Here is a 20,530-nt window from a genome sequence, read left to right on the forward strand (position 1 = left end):
ACTTGTCTCACAAGTTAGCTATACGGAGGGGAGAATCTTATGAATAGAATATCTAGAAGGTATTACAAATAAATATAAGAAGTCGTCTTACAATTAATTGTAAGACGACTTTTTTTGTCTTTTAAGTTGGTGTTAAATTTGGAGGGGGAGGTTTGATATATTGCTTGTGGTTGTTTAATTTATAGTTAAACTTTTGTTTAAATATAAATTAAATGTTTGTTTAATTATGTAATTTTTTAAATATTTTTTATAAAAATGTCTTGTTTGTTTGGTTTTTAGTTGTTAATATTGCTGGGTGAATTTTAAATTTTAATTTGTTATGAAGAAATCTACTTTGGTAAAACGAAATCTCAATATGAGAGGTTTGTTGCCAATTGCAGCAGGCTTTATGCTGATGCCAACATTTGTATTTGCTCAGACTGAGAAGCAGATTCAAGTTATCAAGAAAGAAACGAATGTTCAAGGATTGCAGCAGTTGCAGAAGGGGTTGAGAAAAAGCACCCTTACTACAAAACAGCTTAAGGCGAAAGCAGAAGAGAAAGGATTATTGTATTCTGGTGAATCTAATGGGCAGTTTTTTCAGTTGAAAGGATTTGATAAGAAAACAGGGAGACCACTTTACTATGTGACCACCAATGTTGGAGCGTCAATGGGAACGGGAACTAATAAGCTCAATAGTTCGGCTGGGATTTTTAATCTTGATGGAGAGGGGATGAAAGTTCACGAATGGGATGGTGGGGCTGTTTTGAAAACTCATCAAGAGTTTGGTAATAGGGTTACTCAAAAAGATCAAGCACAAGGAGCTAATGGACATGCTACCCATGTGGCAGGAACAATGATTGCGGCTGGAGTAGATCCTAGAGCGAAGGGGATGGCACCTAAAGCTAATTTGGATGCGTATGATTGGACGGATGACACTATAGAAATGACAGAGGCTGCTATAGATGGGGCTTTGGTTTCTAATCACTCTTATGGATTTGTCAGCGGATTTGTTTGGGGAGGTTATTCAGGTCTCACGGGCTGGCATTGGGTAGGTTCTGATGATGATACGGAATATAAATATTATGGAAAATATACAGATAGTGACAGAGATTGGGATGTTATAGCTCAAAATGCTCCATATTATCTTCCCGTAAAAGCGGCTGGAAATCCAAGAGGAGCAGGTCCTGAGCCAGGTGAAGTTTACTATGTTCAGATATATAATGAAGAAACAAAAAAATGGGAATGGAAAGAATCTACCAAACCTCGCCAGAAAAATGGAGGAGAGTTAGGGTTTGATACTATTAATCACGGTGCTTTAGGAAAAAATATACTCATTGTTGGAGCTGCAGAAAAAATGACCAATGGGTATAAGGCTGCAACAGATGTGAAGATGGCTAGTTTTAGCGGGTTTGGTCCCGTAGATGATGGTAGAATTAAGCCTGATATTACGGGAATTGGAGTTGGGCTCATTTCATCGGCAACACCTTATGATAATTCGTATGCATCTTTGAGTGGTACATCTATGGCATCTCCAAATGTGACAGGGTCTTTAATCTTGCTTCAAGAGCATTATAAAAATTTGAACAATGGTGCTTTTATGAAAGCTGCTACACTTAGAGCATTAGTTATTGGAACGGCTAATGAAGCTGGGGATGCTCCTGGACCAGATTATAAAAGTGGTTGGGGATTGTTAAATGCTCATAAAGCGGCTGTAACTATTTCTACCAATGGTAAATACGCTTTAATATCAGAAAAAACATTGAGAAATACAGCGGTAGATAAGATGAAGGTTGTAGCATCTGGTTCTGAACCGCTTGTGGTAACTCTAGCGTGGACAGATCCAGCACCTAAAGATTTGCCGAGTGAACAAGAATTGAATAATAGACTTGCCACCTTAGTAAATGATCTTGATATCAAAATTACTAAAGATGGTGCGGAATATTTACCGTGGAAGCTAGACCCTGCTAATCCGAATAATGCCGCTACTAAAGGTAATAATGCCGTGGATAATGTGGAGCAGGTAGTGATAGAAGAGCCGGAGGCGGGAGCTACTTATGAGATTGAAATTTCTCATAAAGGCGATCTTAAAAAGAATAAGATTATCTATAATGCAGATGGAACAATGCAGGTTGATTTAGAAAAAACTACAATACAAGAATACTCTTTAGTGATTACAGGTGTTGATGAAGGGGTGGGGAAAGATTTAGGCATTAAATCTATAAAAGTTCCAGTGCCGAATGTGGAATATACATCGGAAACACCAGTGTTGATTGAAGTTGAAAACAAAGGTATGGAGTCGCTATCTGGAGCTGTTGTAAAGTATGAATTTATCAATGCTAGTACAGGAGGAGTGGTCTCTTCGGGAAATCTTGCTATAGACTCAATAGAAGCTAGAACAACAAAAACACTTCAGGTAAAGGTAGATCTTACAGAGTCTTTTGTGGATTTTAAGTTTGTGGCAACAGTAGAGGTTGAAGGTGATGAAATAGATGTGAATAATAGGGATGAAATCACTATTCATAGTTATTTAGTAGATGTTACTTCACCAGATAAAGCATTCTCTTATGGTTTTGAACAAAATTTACCAACAAGAGGTTTTACTTCTGAAGATGTGAATGGAGATGGAAAAACTTGGATGAGATATACAGATCCAGCATTGTCTTATGCTGGTAACTCATTTGCTCTTAATTTTCCTGGAGAAACAGCAGGAACTGATGATTGGATGTATTCTAATCCATTTAAGGTTAAAGGTGGTGAAACATACCGAGTGTCTTTCTTTGCTAGTAAATTTCAGCCATTAGATGAAAATGTTTCAGCATATTGGGGTACTAGTCCGAATAAAGAAGCGATGACCAATTTGTTTGAAAAAATAGAAATACCTACCGAGCCAGGAGATTATAAACGCTATGTGTACGAATTTGTGCCTCAGACGGATGGTATCATTTATTTAGGTTTTCATAATAAAGTAGATGCAGATAAAATTTCATATGCTGTAGCGATAGATAATCTGGATTTGCGCTATGCTAAAGGAAAGCCGATGGTAGATTTCCGAGCAAGTAAAGTTAATCCTAATACTTTTGAAATGGTAGATTTGGTAGGTGATATAGTTACAACTGCTTCTCAGCCTGTTATTTCTCAGGAGTGGGTTGTAGAGCCTTCTACATTTGATTTTGTTGAGGGAACTGATAAAAATTCAGCTAATCCTAAAATAATATTTAATAAAGAAGGAGCTTATAACATTACTTTAAAAGCAACTAATTCGCAAGGAGAAACTGTAGAAACTAAAAATGGTTATATAGTAGCTAAAAACACGCCAGCAGTAGCAAGATTTACCAATACTCTTCCTACTATTTATGAAGGGGAAGTGGTGAAGTTTAGGAATACTTCTATAGGTAATCCAATGCCAACGGAATTCAAATGGACAATCACTCCAAGTGAAGGTGTTGAGTTTGTTAATGGTACTACATCTGCTACTAGGGATGCGGAAGTTAAGTTTACTCAAGCAGGTCAGTACACTGTGGAATTGGAGGCGACTTCTAAAGTAAATACCGCAAAAGTTAGAAGAGAAAATCTTGTTACTGTAAGAGGTGTTCACAATGCAGTTAAAAATATTGAAGGTGCATTCAGTGAAGATAAAGTGTCTTTAACTTGGGAGAGACCATTGATGAATCCTGATTATGAAGAAAACTTTGGAACTGGTGTAGCGGTAGCACCAGAAGGTGTTACAATTATCAATGGTGGAGATGAGCGATCTACCTGGGTGGTTCAGAGTTTATTTAGTACCACAGGAAACGGACTAATGAATCAATCTTGGTATCTCTTTGATCATATTGATACGGATGATTGGTTTGTATCGCCTAGAATACGCTCAGGAGCAGAGTTATTGACTTACTCGGTAGCACATAGAAGATTTGAAAGATATGATGTTTACATCGTAGAGGCAGAAGAAGGTAGAGAAATAACTCCAGAATATCTGAAAACTGGGCACAAAGTTTATAGCTTCGATGGAAAAGAGCTCACGGGAAGCTTCGGAAGCTTTGTGAAAAGAAAAATAGATATTAAAGACTATACAGGTAAAGATTTCTATTTAGCATTTCATCACAGAACTAAAAAAGAAGATGAAGGATATGAGTTGGCTATTGATGATATACTTGTAGGATACGATAATGAAGTGGCTACAGGCAAGACTACCGAGGAAGTTAGAAAAACTGAGAAGAATGTTCTTATGAAACTTCAGGAAGCTAAAGAATTAGTGTCCTATAAGGATGTAGCGGCTCATATAGCAGCTCCATCTGAGGTTTCAAGCCATCATAAAACAACTATGGCGGTTCTTAACTTGCCAAGGCTTACTGGTTATAAAGTAGAGAAAGTCAATACGGGTGTGGTGAAAGAAACCAATGATGTTGCGGATAAACGCTATGATGAGGTGGTAACAGCTAACGGACTCTATGCTTATGATGTGTATGCATTATATTCTGATGGTAAGGTTTCAGAACCGAAGAGAGTAGAGGTAAATGTTACCAATCTTTCCACATCCGATGTGAAGAATGAAGGCTTGAAAATCTATCCAAACCCATCCGATGGAAGATTTGTAGTAGAAGCAGGTTCTGGCGTTACTTCGCTGAAAGCAGAAGTTTACGATATGAGCGGTAAGCAAATCTACAAGCAAGACTTCAGAGGAAGCAAAGCAGACTTGAACCTGACCCAATATCCAAAAGGGGTTTATATCCTTAATTTAGTGGATAACAACGGTAAAAAACAATCTGCGAAATTGATGATAAAATAAGTTTTTATTATTAAATCAATAACAAGGAAGTCGTCCAATAGGGGACGGCTTCTTTTGTTTAATGGTCGATGTGTAGATGGTTTTATGCTGTTTCTTTTTGTTATTTTTATTTTGTGATAATCGAAATTTTTTACTGTTAATTTTATTGTATTTTAACTAAACAATCGTTTAAAATGTTTAAAATCGATTGTTTTTGTAAAGTTTTATATTGTATGGTAAAAAAATAATTCATAAAATTGTAACAGAAATTTAAATAAACATTTATATGAAGAAATCTACGAAAGTTAAAGCTTTGTTGGGAAACGGGCTTTTACCCATTGCAGCAGGTTTTATGCTGATGCCGTCTTTTTTCTTTGCTCAAACGGAGAAGCAACTTCAAGCAATAAAAAAAGAGACAGATTTTCAGGCTTTAAAGGTGTTTCAAGCCAATAAAAAGAAAAATACTCTTACTACGAAACAGTTGCAATTAAAAGCAAAAGAAAAGGGGCTATTATTCTCAGGAGAATCCAAGGGGCAGTATTTTCAGTTGAAGGGCTTCGATAGAAAAACAGGAAAACCTATCTATTACATTACCACCAATGCGGGAGCAGCATTAGGTACTGCAACCAATAAACTGAACAGCTCTGCTGGAATTTTCAATCTTGATGGAGAGGGGATGAAAGTTCACGAGTGGGATGGTGGTGCTGTTAATGTGGCTCACAGAGAATTTGGAGGAAGGGTAGTGCAGAAAGATAAGCCATCTAGCAATAGTTCTCACGCTACACACGTGGCAGGGACAATGGTAGCGTCTGGGGTGGATGCTAAAGCCAAAGGTATGGCTCCTAAAGCACTTTTGGATACCTATGATTGGACAGATGATGAAACGGAAATGGTCTCTGCTGCAATGGACGGAGCTATATTATCTAACCATTCTTATGGTTATCTAAGTGGATTTGTATGGGGAGATTACTCTGGGATGACGGGTTGGCATTGGATAGGAAGTGATGAAGATACAGAATATAAACTCTATGGTAAATATACCCAAAGCGATAGAGAATGGGATGTTATTGCACAGAATGCACCATTTTATTTACCCGTAAAAGCTGCTGGAAATCCAAGAGGTGATGGACCAGAGCCAGGAGAAACACATTATGTACAGGTTTATAATGAAAGTACTCAAAAATGGGAGTGGAAATCATCTACTAAGAATAGACAAAAAAATGGAGGCGAATTTGGATTTGATAGTGTGAATCAAGGAGGATTGGGTAAAAATATTTTGGTGGTAGGAGCAGCTGAAAAAATCAATGGTGGCTACCAGAAATCTTCCGATGTGAAGATGGCAAGTTTTAGTGCCTTCGGTCCGGTAGATGACGGTAGAATCAAACCTGATATTTCGGGGATTGGTGTGGGCATCTATTCTACCAATACAGGAGGGGTGGCGGCTTATACCACTATGGGTGGTACTTCTATGGCATCTCCTAATGTTACGGGTTCCTTATTATTACTACAAGAGCATTATAAAAATCTGAATAATGGAGCTTTTATGAAAGCGGCTACGCTGAAAGCTTTGGCCATTGCTACTGCCAATGAAGCTGGCGATGCTCCAGGACCAGATTATAAAAGTGGTTGGGGCTTGTTAAACGCCTACAAAGCAGCAACGGCAATATCTACCAATGGAAAATATGCGTTGATTTCAGAGAAAACCCTTAGAAATTCAACGCAAGATAAAATTTCTGTTACGGCTTCTGGTTCAGAACCTTTGGTGGTAACCATTGCTTGGACAGACCCAGCGCCTAAGGATTTACCATCAGAAGATACCTTGAATGAAAGATTAGCTACATTGGTGAATGACCTAGATGTGCGAGTAAGAAAAAACGGGGAAGAGTTTTTGCCTTGGAAACTAAACCCTGAGCATCCTGCTAATGCAGCGGAGAAAGGGGATAATACGGTGGATAATGTAGAGCAAATCGTGATAGAAAGTCCAGAGGCAGGAGCAGTGTATGAAATTGTAGTAGGACACAAAGGTAATCTGAGAAAAAATAAACTGATTACTGATGCTAATGGTGATTTGCAAATTGATTTAGAAAATACCACAACTCAAGATTATTCTTTGGTAGTAACGGGAGTTAATGCAGGAGTAAAGCAAGACCTAACAGTTAAGAAAATCAATGTAAAAGCTGAATTAGCAGAATATGGTTCACAGACACCAGTGGAATTTGAGATTGAAAATAAAGGTGTAGAATCCACATCAGGTGGCGTGTTGAATTATGAATTAATCAATGTAGATACGGGGATATCGGTAACTTCGGGTTCAGAAAATTTAACTGACATTCCTGCAGGAGGTGTTCTGAAGATCGAGAAAACATTGGATTTGAGCCGTTCTTTTGTTAATTACAAAATTGTGGCACAGGTCCTATTGTCAGGAGATGAGGTGGCTGTTAATGATAAAGAAGAAGCTTTGGTGTATGGTATTGTGGCAGACCTTAGACCAGACGAAACAACGCATACCTTTGGTTTTGAAGATGATTTTACAAAAAATGGATGGCAATCAGAAGATGTGGATGCAGATGGCAGTACTTGGAGAAAATATGAGTCTTCTGGATTAGCTTACAAAGGAACCAATTTCGCTATCAATTTGGCTGGCGGTGTAAAGGGAACAAATGACTGGTTGTTTTCTAATCCAATTAAACTTAAAGGTGGAGCATTATATAGAGTGGTGCTTCATACCCGAAAATTCCAAGAGTTGGAAGAAGGGGTTCAACTGTTCTGGGGAACTGAGCCTAAAGTTACTGCGATGACTAATCCAATAGGACAAAGGATAGAAGTAGCAGATTTTAATCAATATACCCAGAATCATTTTGAATTTACAGTACCTAGTGATCAGACCGTTTATATAGGATTTAATCACTTGGCGGCGGCAGATATAGAAACTTATGCTGTGGCATTGGACGAAGTAGTGGTGCAACACGCAGAGATGAAGCCAGTGGTAGATTTCGCAGCAAGTAAAGTAAATCCTAATACTTATGAAACCGTATCTTTTCAAGATAAAACTTTGGTAGCTTCTACTCAGCCAGTATTGTCTCGTCAATGGATTATTGAACCCGCAACATTTGAGTTTAAAGAAAATACATCTGCTGCTTCAGAAAATCCAAAAGTAAGATTTACAGCAGAAGGGACTTATAAAGTGATACTGAAAGTGACTAATGCTAAAGGTGAAGCTGAAGCGGTGAAAGAGGCCTATATTACAGCGAAAAATGTTGCTGCTAGAGCTGGCTTTAATGCCGCCGTTACTTCTATTTTTGAAGGAGAACAGATTGCCTTTAGAAACACCTCTACGGGGAATCCATTGCCTACTGAATTTAAGTGGACTATTACGCCAAGTGAAGGTGTTGAGTTTGTAGATTCTACAGATGCATCTCTTCATCCAAAAGTGAAATTTAATAAGATGGGAACTTATTCGGTAGCGTTGGAAGTAAAATCTGAACAGAATACCCATTCCATAATAAGAGAGAATTATATCACAGTAAATAGAATCTATAATGAAGCAAGAGATTTGAAATATTCACTTGACAATGCTTCTAAAGAGGTTCATTTAACTTGGGAAAGACCTATTATGAACATTCTGTATCAGGAAAGTTTTGAAACAGATGCTAATGCTAGTGGATGGACAGTTATTAATGAAAACAGAGATGGTTATACTTGGGTGCCACTAGGGGCAGGTTACAAAGGAAAGGCAATCGCATCGTTATCTTGGTTTTATGGTGGGCCCTTCGATGCAGATGATTGGTTGATAACACCTAAGATGAGAGCAGGAGCTGAAGTATTAAGGTTTATGATGAGAGTGCCATATCCAGAGCGATATGATTTCTATGTGGTAGAAGCTCCAGAATCTGGTGAAACCCCTACAGTGGAACAACTCAAAGCAGGATATAAATTTCTGACTAATGAAGCACAAGGCACTATTAAAACCTATACGCTTCAAGAGTTTAATATAAAAGACCATACCAATAAAGATTTCTTTATTGCATTCCACCATAGAACTAAAGCTTCTGATGATGGTTCTGCTTTGATTATTGATGAACTAGAAATAGGGTATGATAATACATTACCAAAGTCTAATTCAGGAAAACAGGTTGATGCTACGCAGTATGAGGATTATAAGTCTATCATCAAAACAAAGGAAAGAGTGGTGACATCTGAAGAGTTTTCTAAACCTAAAGTAATGACTTCGGAAGTCATTCAGCCATTTGGATTCATAGATATCCCTCGCCTCACAGGTTATAGAATTGAGAAGAATGATGTAGCTCTTGTTACTAAGGATGGTGTGGATAATAGAACGCATACCGATGCTATTTCAGAAAATGGTTCATATACTTATAAAGTTTATGGCGTTTACTCTGATGGCAAAGAATCTGAACCAGTAAGCGTAACCATAGATATTGCTAATCTTTCCACATCCGATGTGAAGAAAGAAGGCTTGAAAATCTATCCAAACCCATCCGATGGAAGATTTGTAGTAGAAGCGGGCTCTGGCGTTACTTCGCTGAAAGCAGAAGTTTACGATATGAGTGGTAAGCAAATCTATAAGCAAGACTTCAGAGGAAGCAAAGCAGACTTGAACCTGACCCAATATCCAAAAGGGGTTTATATCCTTAATTTAGTGGATAATAATGGTAAAAAACAATCTGCGAAATTGATGATAAAATAAGTTTTTATTATTAAATCAATAACAAGGAGGTCGTCCAGTAATGGACGGCTTCTTTTGTTTAATGGTCGATGTGGAGATGGTTTTATGTTGTGTTTTGCATAGTGATTTTTCTATTGATAAAATGATAAATTTAGGTTATTGTTTTTGTATTTTCTTTTTGTTAAACAAATGTTTGTTTATTATAATATTTTTATTTTGTTTGTTTTTTATCTTGCGTATATGGTAAGATATGGTTAATATTGTTGGGTAATTTTAAACAAACATTTATATGAAGAAATCTACATTTGGTAGAATACTAGGAATGAATAGTACTTTGCCTATTGCAGCGGGCTTTATGCTAATGCCGTCTTTCTTTTTTGCACAGACAGAAAAGCAAGTGCAGTTAATTAAGAAAGAAACTAATTTGCAAGCATTGCAGGCGTTGCAAAAGAATTTGAAAAAAAACACGCTTACTACAAAGCAGTTGCAAGCAAAAGCTCAAGAGAAGGGACTTTTGTTTTCGGGGGAATCTAATGGGCAGCACTTCCAGTTGAAAGGCTTTGATAGAAAAACGGGAAGACCCCTTTATTATGTTACGACAAATGTAGGGGCGGCTCTAGGAACAGGAACCAATAAGTTGAATAGCTCTGCTGGAATTTTTAATCTTGATGGGGATGGAATGAAAATTCACGAATGGGATGGCGGTGGTGTATTGACATCGCATCAGGAGTTTGGGGGTAGAGTGAAACAGAAAGATTTGGCAGCGGGGGCTAATTCTCACGCAACGCACGTGGCAGGAACTTTGGTGGCTTCTGGAGTAGATGCAAGGGCTAAAGGGATGGCACCAAAGGCTAACTTGGATGCTTACGATTGGACAGATGATGCAGCAGAGATGGTGCAGGCGGCTTTAGATGGTGCATTGGTGTCTAATCACTCCTATGGATTTCTTGGAGGATTTGTTTGGGGAAACTATTCGGGGACTACGGGCTGGCACTGGGTAGGTTCGGATGATGATACGGAGTTTAAGTACTATGGAAAATATACAGAGAGTGATAGAAATTGGGATGTTATTGCACAGAATGCTCCATATTATTTACCCGTAAAGGCAGCTGGAAACCCAAGAGGAATGGGACCAGAGCCGGGTGGTGTACACTATGTTCAGGTCTTTAATGAAGATACTCAAAAATGGGAGTGGAGAGAATCTACCAAAACGCGTCAGAAGAATGGTGGGGAGTTTGGGTTTGATAGTGTGAATCAAGGTGCATTAGGAAAAAACATTCTTATTGTAGGGGCTGCAGAAAAAATGGCAAATGGCTACAAAACTGCTTCTGATGTGAAGATGGCGAGTTTTAGTGCCTTTGGACCTGTAGATGATGGTAGAATCAAGCCAGATCTTTCTGGGATTGGGGTAGGAGTGGTTTCTTCTGTGACGCCTAATGCTACATCTTATGCGGCTTCTAATGGAACCTCTATGGCATCTCCTAATGTGGCAGGGTCTTTAATCTTGCTTCAAGAGCATTATAAAAACTTGAACAATGGTACCTTTATGAAAGCAGCTACATTGCGTGCTTTAGCTATTGGAACGGCTAATGAAGCGGGAGATGCGGTAGGACCAGATTATAAAAGTGGTTGGGGATTGCTTGATGCTCATAAAGCAGCGGTAACCATTTCTACCAACGGGCAGTATGCTTTGATTTCGGAAAGAACCCTAAGGAATAAAAATTCAGATAGAATCCAAGTTGTGGCGTCGGGTTCCGAGCCTCTTGTAGTGACTGTTGCTTGGACGGATCCTGCTCCGAAAGATTTACCAAGTGATGGCGAACTGAATAATAGACTGCCTACTTTGGTGAATGATTTGGATATTAAAATTACTAAAAATGGAGTGGAATATTTGCCGTGGACATTAGACCCTGTAAATCCAAATAATCCTGCTGTAAAAGGGAATAATGTGGTGGATAATGTGGAGCAAGTGGTGATAGAAAATCCTGAAGCAGGGGCTACTTATGAAATAGAGGTGTCTCACAAAGCAGACCTTAGAAAAAATAAGTTTGTTTATGACGCAGATGGTAATCTGTTGGTAGATTTGGAGAAAACCACTACTCAAGAATATTCATTGGTTGCCACAGGTGTCAATGCAGGTGTTAATATAGATTTGGCCCTTAAAGGAATAAAAGTAGCCGTACCTAATGTTCAATACACTGCTGCAACGCCCGTAGAGATTGAAGTGGAAAATAAAGGAGCTCAATCAGTAACGGGGGCTAAAGTTAAGTATGAATTTATTAAAGTAGCAACAGGAGAAGTAGTGTCTTCAGGAGAGTTGCCTTTATCTGAAATTGCATCTAAAGAGGTACAGAAAGTAACCGCTAATGTGAATCTTACAGAGCCTTTTGTAGATTTTAAATTTGTGGCAACTGTAGAGTTTGATGGCGATGAAGTAAGTGTAAACAATAGAGATGAAATCAATGCGTACAGTTATTTGGTAGATGTTACGGCTCAAGACAAGTCGTTTTCTTTCGGTTATGAAGAGGATTTTGCAAGCAGAGGCTGGACGGCAGAGGATGTGAATGGTGATGGTAGAGCTTGGATGAAATATGTGGATGCTAATTTGGCTTATGCAGGAACTTCAATTGCAGTAAGCTTCCCAGGAGGAGGAAAAGGAACAGATGATTGGATGTATTCTAATCCGCTAAAAGTGAAAGGAGGCGTACCTTATAGATTATCATTCTATTTGGGAAGAGCCCAATCAATGAACGAAAAAGTGGCGGTTTATTGGGGTAATAATCCTGATAAAGCAGGAATGAATCAGCTGGGTAGTATCGCTGTAGAAACGCCTTCAGCGGCTTATAAAAGATATGTGTATGAATTTACACCAGATGCGGATCAGGTGATTTATTTAGGATTCCATCATAAAATGCAGGCAGAGGAAGAGTCTTATGCCGTATTGCTGGATAATGTAGATCTTCGATATGCTCAAGGAAAACCAATGGTGGATTTTAGAGCAAGTAAAGTTAATCCTAATACATTTGAAGAGGTAACATTGGTAGGTGATGTGGTAACTACAGCATCGCAACCTATTTTGTCTCGTGAGTGGGTGATAGAGCGAGTAGGAGGTGCTGCGGAAGACTTTGTCTATTCTAATGGTTTTGATAAAAATTCTGAAAGTCCAAAAGGGGTGTTCACCAAAGAAGGAAAATATACCGTAACCTTGAAGGTGAGCAATTCAGAAGGGGAAACAGTAGAAACCAAAACAGCTTATATCACAGCAAAAAATACAGCGGCTGTGGCAAGGTTTACCAATACCTCTCCTGTTATTTATGAGGGAGAAGTGGTGAAGTTTACCAATACTTCTACAGGAAATCCTTTGCCAACGGAATTCAAATGGACGGTAACCCCTAGCGATGGGGTAGAGTTTGCCAATGGTACAACAGCTGCATCTACTCACCCAGATATTAAGTTTGCTAAAGAAGGAAAATATAGCGTCGCATTAGAAGTGAAATCTTTGGTGAATACAGCAACTGTTACAAAAGCTGATTTGATTACCGTAAAAGGGCTTTATAATCCAGTGCAAGACTTAGCAGGGCAATTGGAAACTGATAAAGTAGCACTTACTTGGGAAAGACCATTGATGAATCCAGATTATGAAGAGAACTTTGGTACGGGTACGCCAACCAGACCTGCTGGTGTTACGGTGATTAATAAAGGAGATCAGCGTGCTACTTGGTCTGTACAGAGTTTATTTGCCACTTCTGGAAACGGGTTGATGAGTCAATCTTGGTATAATTATGAAAATATAGATTCAGACGATTGGTTCGTTACGCCTAGGATACGATCTGGAGCAGAGGTGTTAAAATTTGCAGCGGGACATAGAAGACTAGAAAGATATGATGTCTATATCGTAGAGGTAGAAGATGGTAGAGCCATAGATGAAGACTACTTGAAAGCGGGGCATAAGGTGTATTCGTTTGAAGGTACAGAGCTGACACAAGGTATTGGAAAATTTGTGACCAGAACAATAGATATCAAAAATTATACAGGAAAAGATTTCTATCTAGTGTTCCATCACAGAACTAAAGCAGAAGATGCAGGAAGAGAGTTGGCACTAGATGATATCATGGTAGGTTATAATGATAAAACTACTACCGCGGCTGCAGGTAAGGTATCTGGGGTTAATTTGGTAGATAATCCATTGGTGAAGTTCCAAGAGGGACAGGAGTTGGTAACTCAGCAAGAGATTGCAGCTCATTTTGAAGATCCATCTTTAGCTACTGCTAATACCAATGTTGTTATGGGAGTGTTAGACTTGCCAAAACTAGTTGGTTATAAAGTAGAGAAAGTCAATACAGGGGTAGTGAAAGAAACCAATGATGTTGCGGATAAAAGCTATGATGAGGTGGTAACAGCCAACGGACTCTATGCTTATGATGTGTATGCATTGTATTCTGATGGTAAGATTTCAGAACCGAAGAGGGTAGAAGTAAATATCACCAATCTTTCCACATCCGATGTGAAGAATGAAGGCTTGAAAATCTATCCAAACCCATCCGATGGAAGATTTGTAGTAGAAGCAGGCTCTGGCGTTACTTCGCTGAAAGCAGAAGTTTACGATATGAGTGGTAAGCAAATCTATAAGCAAGATGTTAGAGATAACAAAGCAGACTTGAACCTGACCCAATATCCAAAAGGGGTTTATATCCTTAATCTAGTGGATAACAACGGTAAAAAACAATCTGCTAAGTTGATGATAAAATAAAAGATTATTATCAATGAAAGAGAAAAGAGACGGCATAAGCTGTCTCTTTTTTTGATTTTAGCAATTATTAAATGTGAGGATAAAATGTTGAAAGACTAAACCAAAAGGTTATCCTTTTTCGGACAGCCTTTTTTATAAAAACGATGATTTGCTAATTACAACCCCTTCAATTTCTCTTCTAATAGAGCGATTTTTTCTTGGGCGTCGCGTTGTTTTTTGCGTTCGTTTTCTACAATTTCTGGTTTGGCATTGGCGATAAACTTTTCGTTGCTTAGTTTTTTCTCCACCGAAACCAAGAAGCCTTTTAGATATGCCAATTCCTCTTCGGTTTTCTTTTTCTCTTCTGCTAAATCCAGATGTTCACTGAGTGGTATGGAAACTTCCGTTGCCCCCACCAAGAAAGTAAAGCTCGGCTTATCGGTTTTTCCTGCGAAGTGAATTTCGGAAACATTCGCCAATTTTCTTACAATAGCTTCGTTTTCAAAACGCTCTGCATTGGTAAAAATCTCCACCTCTTCTCTCGGTGAAATTCCTTTGCTTTGACGGTAGTTTCTCACCCCTGAAATCAATTCTTTAGCAAAATCAAAATCTGTAATCGTTTTTTCTTCAAAACCTTTTGCTTTTCTTTGCTGAGCTACCACAAGGGCTTCTGTCACTTTTCTTTCAGCGATGTTTTGCCACAATTCTTCCGTTAAGAACGGCATAAATGGATGCAAGAGTTTCATCAGTTCGCCAAAGAAATTCATCGTTTCATCATAGACTTCTTGCGAAATGGCTTCCCCGAAATTAGGTTTTACCGCTTCTAAATACCACGAGCAGAAATCATCCCAAATCAATTTATAAATCAAATGCAAGGCATCGGAAATTCTGAACTTTTCAAACTGCTCCTCAATTTCCAAAATTGTTTTATCAAGCTGATTTCTAAACCATTCTATTGTTTGTTTTTCAGCTTCTCCTGCTGGTTTGTTTTCTTTGTTCCAACCTTGAGTCAAGCGGAAAGCATTCCAAATTTTGGTAGCGAAATTTCGCCCTTGAAGCATTAAATCTTCATCAAACAACAAATCGTTCCCTGCCGCAGAACTCAATAGAATACCTACTCTTACGCCATCTGCTCCGTATTTATCAATCAATTCTATTGGGTCTGGCGAGTTACCCAAAGATTTAGACATTTTTCTTCTCTGTTTATCCCTTACAATCCCTGTGAAATACACATTTTTAAAAGGTATTTCGCCTCGCCATTCCAATCCTGCCATTATCATACGAGCAACCCAGAAGAAAATAATATCTGGCCCTGTAACGAGGTCTGCCGTTGGATAATAATAATTAATATCTTTATTTTCAGAGTCTAGCAAGCCATCAAATACCGACATTGGCCACAACCAAGATGAGAACCAAGTATCCAAAGCATCTTCATCTTGACGAAGGTCATTAGCCGTTAGCGATTGGCAATTAGCCTTTTGCCTTGCTAATTCAAGAGCTTTTTCAATATTTTCCGCCACCACGAAATCATTTTCGCCCTCGCCATAATAGTAAGCAGGAATTTGTTGTCCCCACCACAATTGACGAGAAATATTCCAATCTCGGATATTTTCCATCCAATGTTTATAAGTATTTTTGAACTTCTCTGGGTGGAATTTCACCTCGTCATTCATCACCACATCAAGGGCTGGCTTGGCAATTTCAGCCATTTTCAAGAACCATTGCTGGGAGATTTTAGGTTCAATTACCGCTCCTGTTCTCTCGGAAGTTCCCACTTTATTCACATAATCTTCTGCTTTTAACAAAAGATTTTTCTCTTCCAATTCTTTTGCGATAAGTTTTCTTACCTCAAATCTGTTTTTCCCTGCATAATGCAATCCGTGTTCGTTTAGATTGGCATCATCATCAAGGGCATCAATCATTGGTAAATTATGCTTTTGTCCGATTTCATAATCGTTCAAATCGTGGGCAGGCGTGATTTTCAAAGCACCTGTACCAAATTCTATATCCACATAATCATCTTCAATAATTGGAATTGCACGATTGACAATCGGAACAATCACTTTTTTACCTTTTAGATGGGTATATCTTTCATCATTCGGATTGACACAAATAGCCACATCACCAAAAATAGTCTCTGGACGCGTAGTAGCAACAGTTAAAAACTCCTCCGAACCTTCAATTTGATATTTAAGGAAATAGAGTTTTCCGTTTTGTTCTTTGAAAATTACTTCTTCATCAGAGATATTGGTTTTAGCTTCTGGGTCCCAATTAACCATTCTGTAACCTCTGTAAATCAGACCTTTGTTGTATAAATCCACAAAAGATTTAATTACTTGCTCCGATAATTTCGGCTCCATTGTAAAGCGGGTTCTGTCCCAATCGCAAGAGCAACCGAGTTTTTTTAATTGTTCTAAAATAGTTCCACCATATTGATGTGTCCAATCCCAAGCGTGTTTCAGGAACTCTTCGCGGGTAATATCAGATTTATTGACCCCTTCGGATTTTAGTTTTGCCACCACTTTGGCTTCTGTTGCAATGGAAGCGTGGTCTGTCCCAGGCACCCAAAGGGCATTAAACCCTTGCATCCTAGCACGGCGAACCAACACATCTTGAATGGTATTATTCAGCATATGTCCCATATGGAGGATTCCCGTAACATTGGGCGGTGGAATTACGATGGTATAAGCCGGTCTATCATCTGGCTCTGAGTGGAAGAATTTGTTTTCCAACCAGAAGTTGTACCATTTTTGCTCTGTATCCTGAGGATTGTATTTATCTGATATCTGCATACGATTTTATTTTGGCTTTATTTTTGCAAAAATAACGAAAACAAAAATTTAAAAATTCGTTTATCAAAAATATTTTTAACTTTGCACCTTAAAATTAATCCAAAAAAGGAATTATTTTAATTTAAATTTTATTAGTTATGAAAAAATTATTCGCTGGAATGTTTGTGATAGGAAGTTTTGCTTTGGCAACTGCACAGACCATCTCTTTTGATAAAACTACAATAGAATACGGTACTGTGAAGAAAGGCTCTGAGGGACATCGTTTTTTCACTGTGAAAAATACTGGTGATAAGCCATTGGTAATCTCTAGAGTGCAGGCATCGTGTGGATGTACAACACCAGAATGGAGCCAAACGCCTATCTTACCTGGAAAATCTGCCCAAATTAAAGTAGGATATAATACCGAGTTGGTAGGAGATTTCCAAAAGCTGATAGAAGTTTATTCTAATGACCCTAAGAATGGAAGAGCTGTTCTCCACATCAAAGGAAAAGTAGATGCTAATGCTGCAGAAGCTACAAAAAAATAAACTATTTCCCAACTTAATAGAAAAAACGCCTCATAATGGGGCGTTTTTATTTTAAACTGAAAAACCATAAGAAATTCTATAAGCCGGATTCTGTTATTTGCCAATGGCAAATCGCTTGTTATTTATCTCCGCTTGGTATTGCTACAAAGCTTTAGCTGCTTACCCCTCATCAACGGACGAGCCGCCCTTAACTGATGATATACTTAGCATTGCACCACATAGAGTTTACCTGATTTCACTACAGCCTAACTGTACTTGCTTTCTGTTGCACTGGTCCTCGTATCACTACGGACGGATGTTATCCGCTATGTTGCCCTATGGTGTCCGGACTTTCCTATACTCCAATTGGAATATCAACAAGCCGAATTTCTTATGGAAAAATGCAAAGGTAATGTTTTTTTGAATTAGAAATTTATCTTCCAATCTTCTTTTTAGGTTAAACGCACGAAATTATATTTTGAAGACACTTGATAAATTATATATTGAATATCAATTTATTTCATTTTAATCTTGATTACTTTTGTAGAAAGTGACGAAAATACAAATCGTTAGTTATTAGTAGTTTATAAATTTCGTGCGTTTAACCTATCTTCTTTTTAGGATAAATATCTAAATTTGTTCTTTTAAAAATAGGAAACAATGTCTCATCATTTATTACTCGTTTTTCATTTGCTGGGGGCTACCATCTGGGTGGGCGGTCATCTGGTATTAGCATTGGGAATATTACCCGAAGTATTACGAAAAAAAGATCCAGAAATACTGCTCAATTTTGAAAGGAAGTATGAGAAAATCGGGATGCCTGCACTTCTCATTATGGTCATCACAGGGATATGGATGGCGTATCAGATGGGTGTAGATTGGAAACAATGGTTTCATTTTTCCAATGCGATAGAAACGGTAGTGTCCCTAAAACTTTCGCTATTATTTCTCACAATTTTATTTGCCTTAAGTGCTAATATTTTTGTACTTCCTAAACTCTCCCCTCAGAAGCTCCCTTTGATGGCATTTCATATCATTTCTGTAACCGTTATAGGCGTATTAATGCTGGTTTTAGGAAGTTTTGTGAGATATGGAGGAATTCAAATTTAATTTAAATCAAGATAAAATGACACTGAAAAACATTATAGAAAGCCGAAGAAGTATTTTCCCGAAAGACTATACAGGGAAAGTAATTCCCACAGAAATCCTAGATGAGGTTTTAAGCTCGGCAACTTTTGCTCCTAATCATAAACGCACCAAGCCGTGGCGATTTCAAGTTTTACTAGGCGAGGAAAAAGAAAAATTGGGAGAGGAATTGCAAAGATTGTACAAGGAAAGCACGGCTCCCGCAGCCTTTTTACAGAAAAAGTATGAAGATATAGGATTTAAAATTTCTCGTGCTAGTGCAGTAATACCCATTGTGGTAGAATTTTCTGGCTTGGTACCAGAGTGGGAGGAAACAGCAGCGGTGGCAATGGCGGTGCAAAATATGTATCTCACTTGTACAGAGCATCATTTGGGTTGCTATTGGAGTTCTCCGCCTATTTCTCTGATGCTATCGTCTTACCTGAACTTGACTGAAAACCAAAGGTGTTTAGGCGTTTTTTACATCGGAACTTTGGATTGAGTGCAAAATAATTGTTTGAAAAAAGCAACAATTGTGAGGTGTATTCCGAAAAAAAGATTAACTTTGCAGACTTAAAATATTAACCGGGACGAGTTCCCAAAAAATCAAAACAATATGTCAGTAAAAATTAGATTACAAAGACACGGGAAAAAAGGAAAACCTTTCTTCCACATCGTAGTTGCAGATTCCAGAGCAAGAAGAGATGGTAAATTCATCGAAAAGCTTGGAACTTACAACCCAATTACTAACCCAGCTACCATCGAACTTAATGTAGATGCTGCTGTAAAATGGTTGAACAATGGTGCTCAGCCTACAGACACAGCTAGAGCAATCTTGTCTTACAAAGGTGCTCTTTACAAGAAGCACTTACAAGGTGGTGTAGCAAAAGGTGCTTTTGATGAAGCTGAAGCTGAAAAAAGATTCAACGCTTGGTTGGAAGCTAAGGAGCAAGCTATTCAAGCTAAAAAAGATGGTTTGGCTAATGCGAAAGCAGATGCTAAAAAAGCAGCTTTGGAAGCAGAAGCTAAAGTAAATGCAGATAGAATTGCAGCTCAAGAAGCTCTTTTAGCAGAGGCTAAAGCTGCTGAGGAGGCAGCAGCTAACGCTGAAGAAGAGGCTCCAGTGGCTGAAGGTGCAGAAGAAGCTCCAGTAGCAGAAGCTAACGAAGGAACTGAAGAACAAGCTTAACTAAAACCTTGTTCTGAATAATCTAAATAGAGATGTCTTTTGGGCGTCTCTATTTTTATGTTTATATTTGAATGACTTTTTTAAAATAAAACAGTGAAAAAAGAAGATTGCTATTTATTGGGTAAAATCACTCGAAAGCACGGGCTCGCAGGAAATGTGGTGTTGAAATTGGATACCGACCAGCCTGAAATGTATAAAAAAATAGAAGGTTTATTTGTGGAAATCAATGGACTTTTGGTGCCTTTTTTTATTGAAAAACAACAATGGCTCAAAGGGGATACCAAGCTGATTTCCTTCAAGAATAGCACGGAGGCTATGGTAGAGCAAGCGGTGAATAAAAATGTGTATCTGCCACTTTCCACTTTACCAAAGCTTACTGGGAAAAGCTTTTATTATCACGAAGTGATAGGCTATCAATTGTTGGATGAAAATAATGTGGATTTTGGAACGGTAGAATCTATCAATGATCAAACCGCACAGCACTATTTTATTTCCGATTTAGATGGCAAAGAAGTGGTAGTGCCTATCATTAAAGATTGGATATTAGAAGTTAATAGAGAAGAAAAATTCATTAAAATGCAATTGCCCGAAGGGCTTTTGGAGGTATTCACTACCCCAGCGGTGAAAGATGAATGATTTTTTTTTGTATTCACTTTTATAGGAACGCTCTTTTTTTAAATTGGTACCTTCAGTAAAGTGTACTTTTTGTAAAATTTAACATTTTGTTGATGAAATTTATGAAATGTTATTTGTGA

9 protein-coding genes and 1 other RNA gene are annotated in these 20,530 nt (G+C 38.2%); 8 read left to right on the top strand and 2 right to left on the bottom strand.

All coding sequences use genetic code 11. The annotated features are described in order from the left end of the window. Positions 1 to 319: 319 nt before the first annotated feature. The 3 genes from ACFFUE_RS08980 (at position 320) to ACFFUE_RS08990 (ending at position 14,184) form a co-directional block, all read left to right on the top strand. Positions 320 to 4,768 (top strand): S8 family serine peptidase, encoded by a 4,449-nt coding sequence (locus ACFFUE_RS08980; RefSeq protein ID WP_376834594.1) that lies wholly within the window; start codon positions 320 to 322, stop codon positions 4,766 to 4,768. Positions 4,769 to 5,033: 265 nt separating this feature from the next. Further along, positions 5,034 to 9,455 carry a S8 family serine peptidase gene (locus ACFFUE_RS08985; RefSeq protein ID WP_376834596.1) on the top strand — a complete coding sequence of 1,474 codons (4,422 nt, stop codon included), beginning with the start codon at positions 5,034 to 5,036 and terminating at the stop codon, positions 9,453 to 9,455. Between the two features lie 268 nt (positions 9,456 to 9,723). Beyond that, on the top strand, positions 9,724 to 14,184 hold the full coding sequence (locus ACFFUE_RS08990) for a S8 family serine peptidase (RefSeq protein ID WP_376834598.1): 4,461 nt from the start codon (positions 9,724 to 9,726) through the stop codon (positions 14,182 to 14,184). A 155-nt stretch (positions 14,185 to 14,339) separates the two neighbouring features. Here ACFFUE_RS08990 and ACFFUE_RS08995 read toward each other — a convergent pair whose 3' ends face one another. Beyond that, entirely contained in the window at positions 14,340 to 16,955 is a 2,616-nt protein-coding gene (locus ACFFUE_RS08995) for a valine--tRNA ligase (RefSeq protein ID WP_376834600.1), read from the bottom strand. Positions 16,956 to 17,092: 137 nt separating this feature from the next. On the opposite strand from ACFFUE_RS08995, the gene ACFFUE_RS09000 reads away from it, so the two are divergent. Continuing rightward, on the top strand, positions 17,093 to 17,482 hold the full coding sequence (locus ACFFUE_RS09000) for a DUF1573 domain-containing protein (RefSeq protein WP_376834602.1): 390 nt from the start codon (positions 17,093 to 17,095) through the stop codon (positions 17,480 to 17,482). Between the two features lie 63 nt (positions 17,483 to 17,545). On the opposite strand, the gene rnpB is transcribed toward ACFFUE_RS09000, so the two are convergent. Continuing rightward, positions 17,546 to 17,855: RNase P RNA component class A (rnpB, locus tag ACFFUE_RS09005), an RNA gene on the bottom strand. Between the two features lie 266 nt (positions 17,856 to 18,121). On the opposite strand from rnpB, the gene ACFFUE_RS09010 reads away from it, so the two are divergent. From ACFFUE_RS09010 to rimM, 4 genes are all read left to right on the top strand, one after another. Then, complete coding sequence (locus tag ACFFUE_RS09010; protein ID WP_376834604.1) at positions 18,122 to 18,571, top strand: copper resistance protein CopD; 450 nt, start codon at positions 18,122 to 18,124, stop codon at positions 18,569 to 18,571. A 16-nt stretch (positions 18,572 to 18,587) separates the two neighbouring features. Next, positions 18,588 to 19,088 carry a nitroreductase family protein gene (locus ACFFUE_RS09015; RefSeq protein WP_376834606.1) on the top strand — a complete coding sequence of 167 codons (501 nt, stop codon included), beginning with the start codon at positions 18,588 to 18,590 and terminating at the stop codon, positions 19,086 to 19,088. Positions 19,089 to 19,202: 114 nt separating this feature from the next. Beyond that, positions 19,203 to 19,775, top strand: coding sequence for a 30S ribosomal protein S16 (locus ACFFUE_RS09020; protein ID WP_376834608.1), 573 nt, complete (start codon positions 19,203 to 19,205; stop codon positions 19,773 to 19,775). Between the two features lie 93 nt (positions 19,776 to 19,868). After that, entirely contained in the window at positions 19,869 to 20,411 is a 543-nt protein-coding gene (gene rimM / locus ACFFUE_RS09025) for a ribosome maturation factor RimM (protein WP_327985006.1), read from the top strand. The last annotated feature ends 119 nt before the right edge of the window (positions 20,412 to 20,530 follow it).

Source organism: Bergeyella porcorum (assembly GCF_042427575.1).
Classification (GTDB): domain Bacteria; phylum Bacteroidota; class Bacteroidia; order Flavobacteriales; family Weeksellaceae; genus Bergeyella; species Bergeyella porcorum.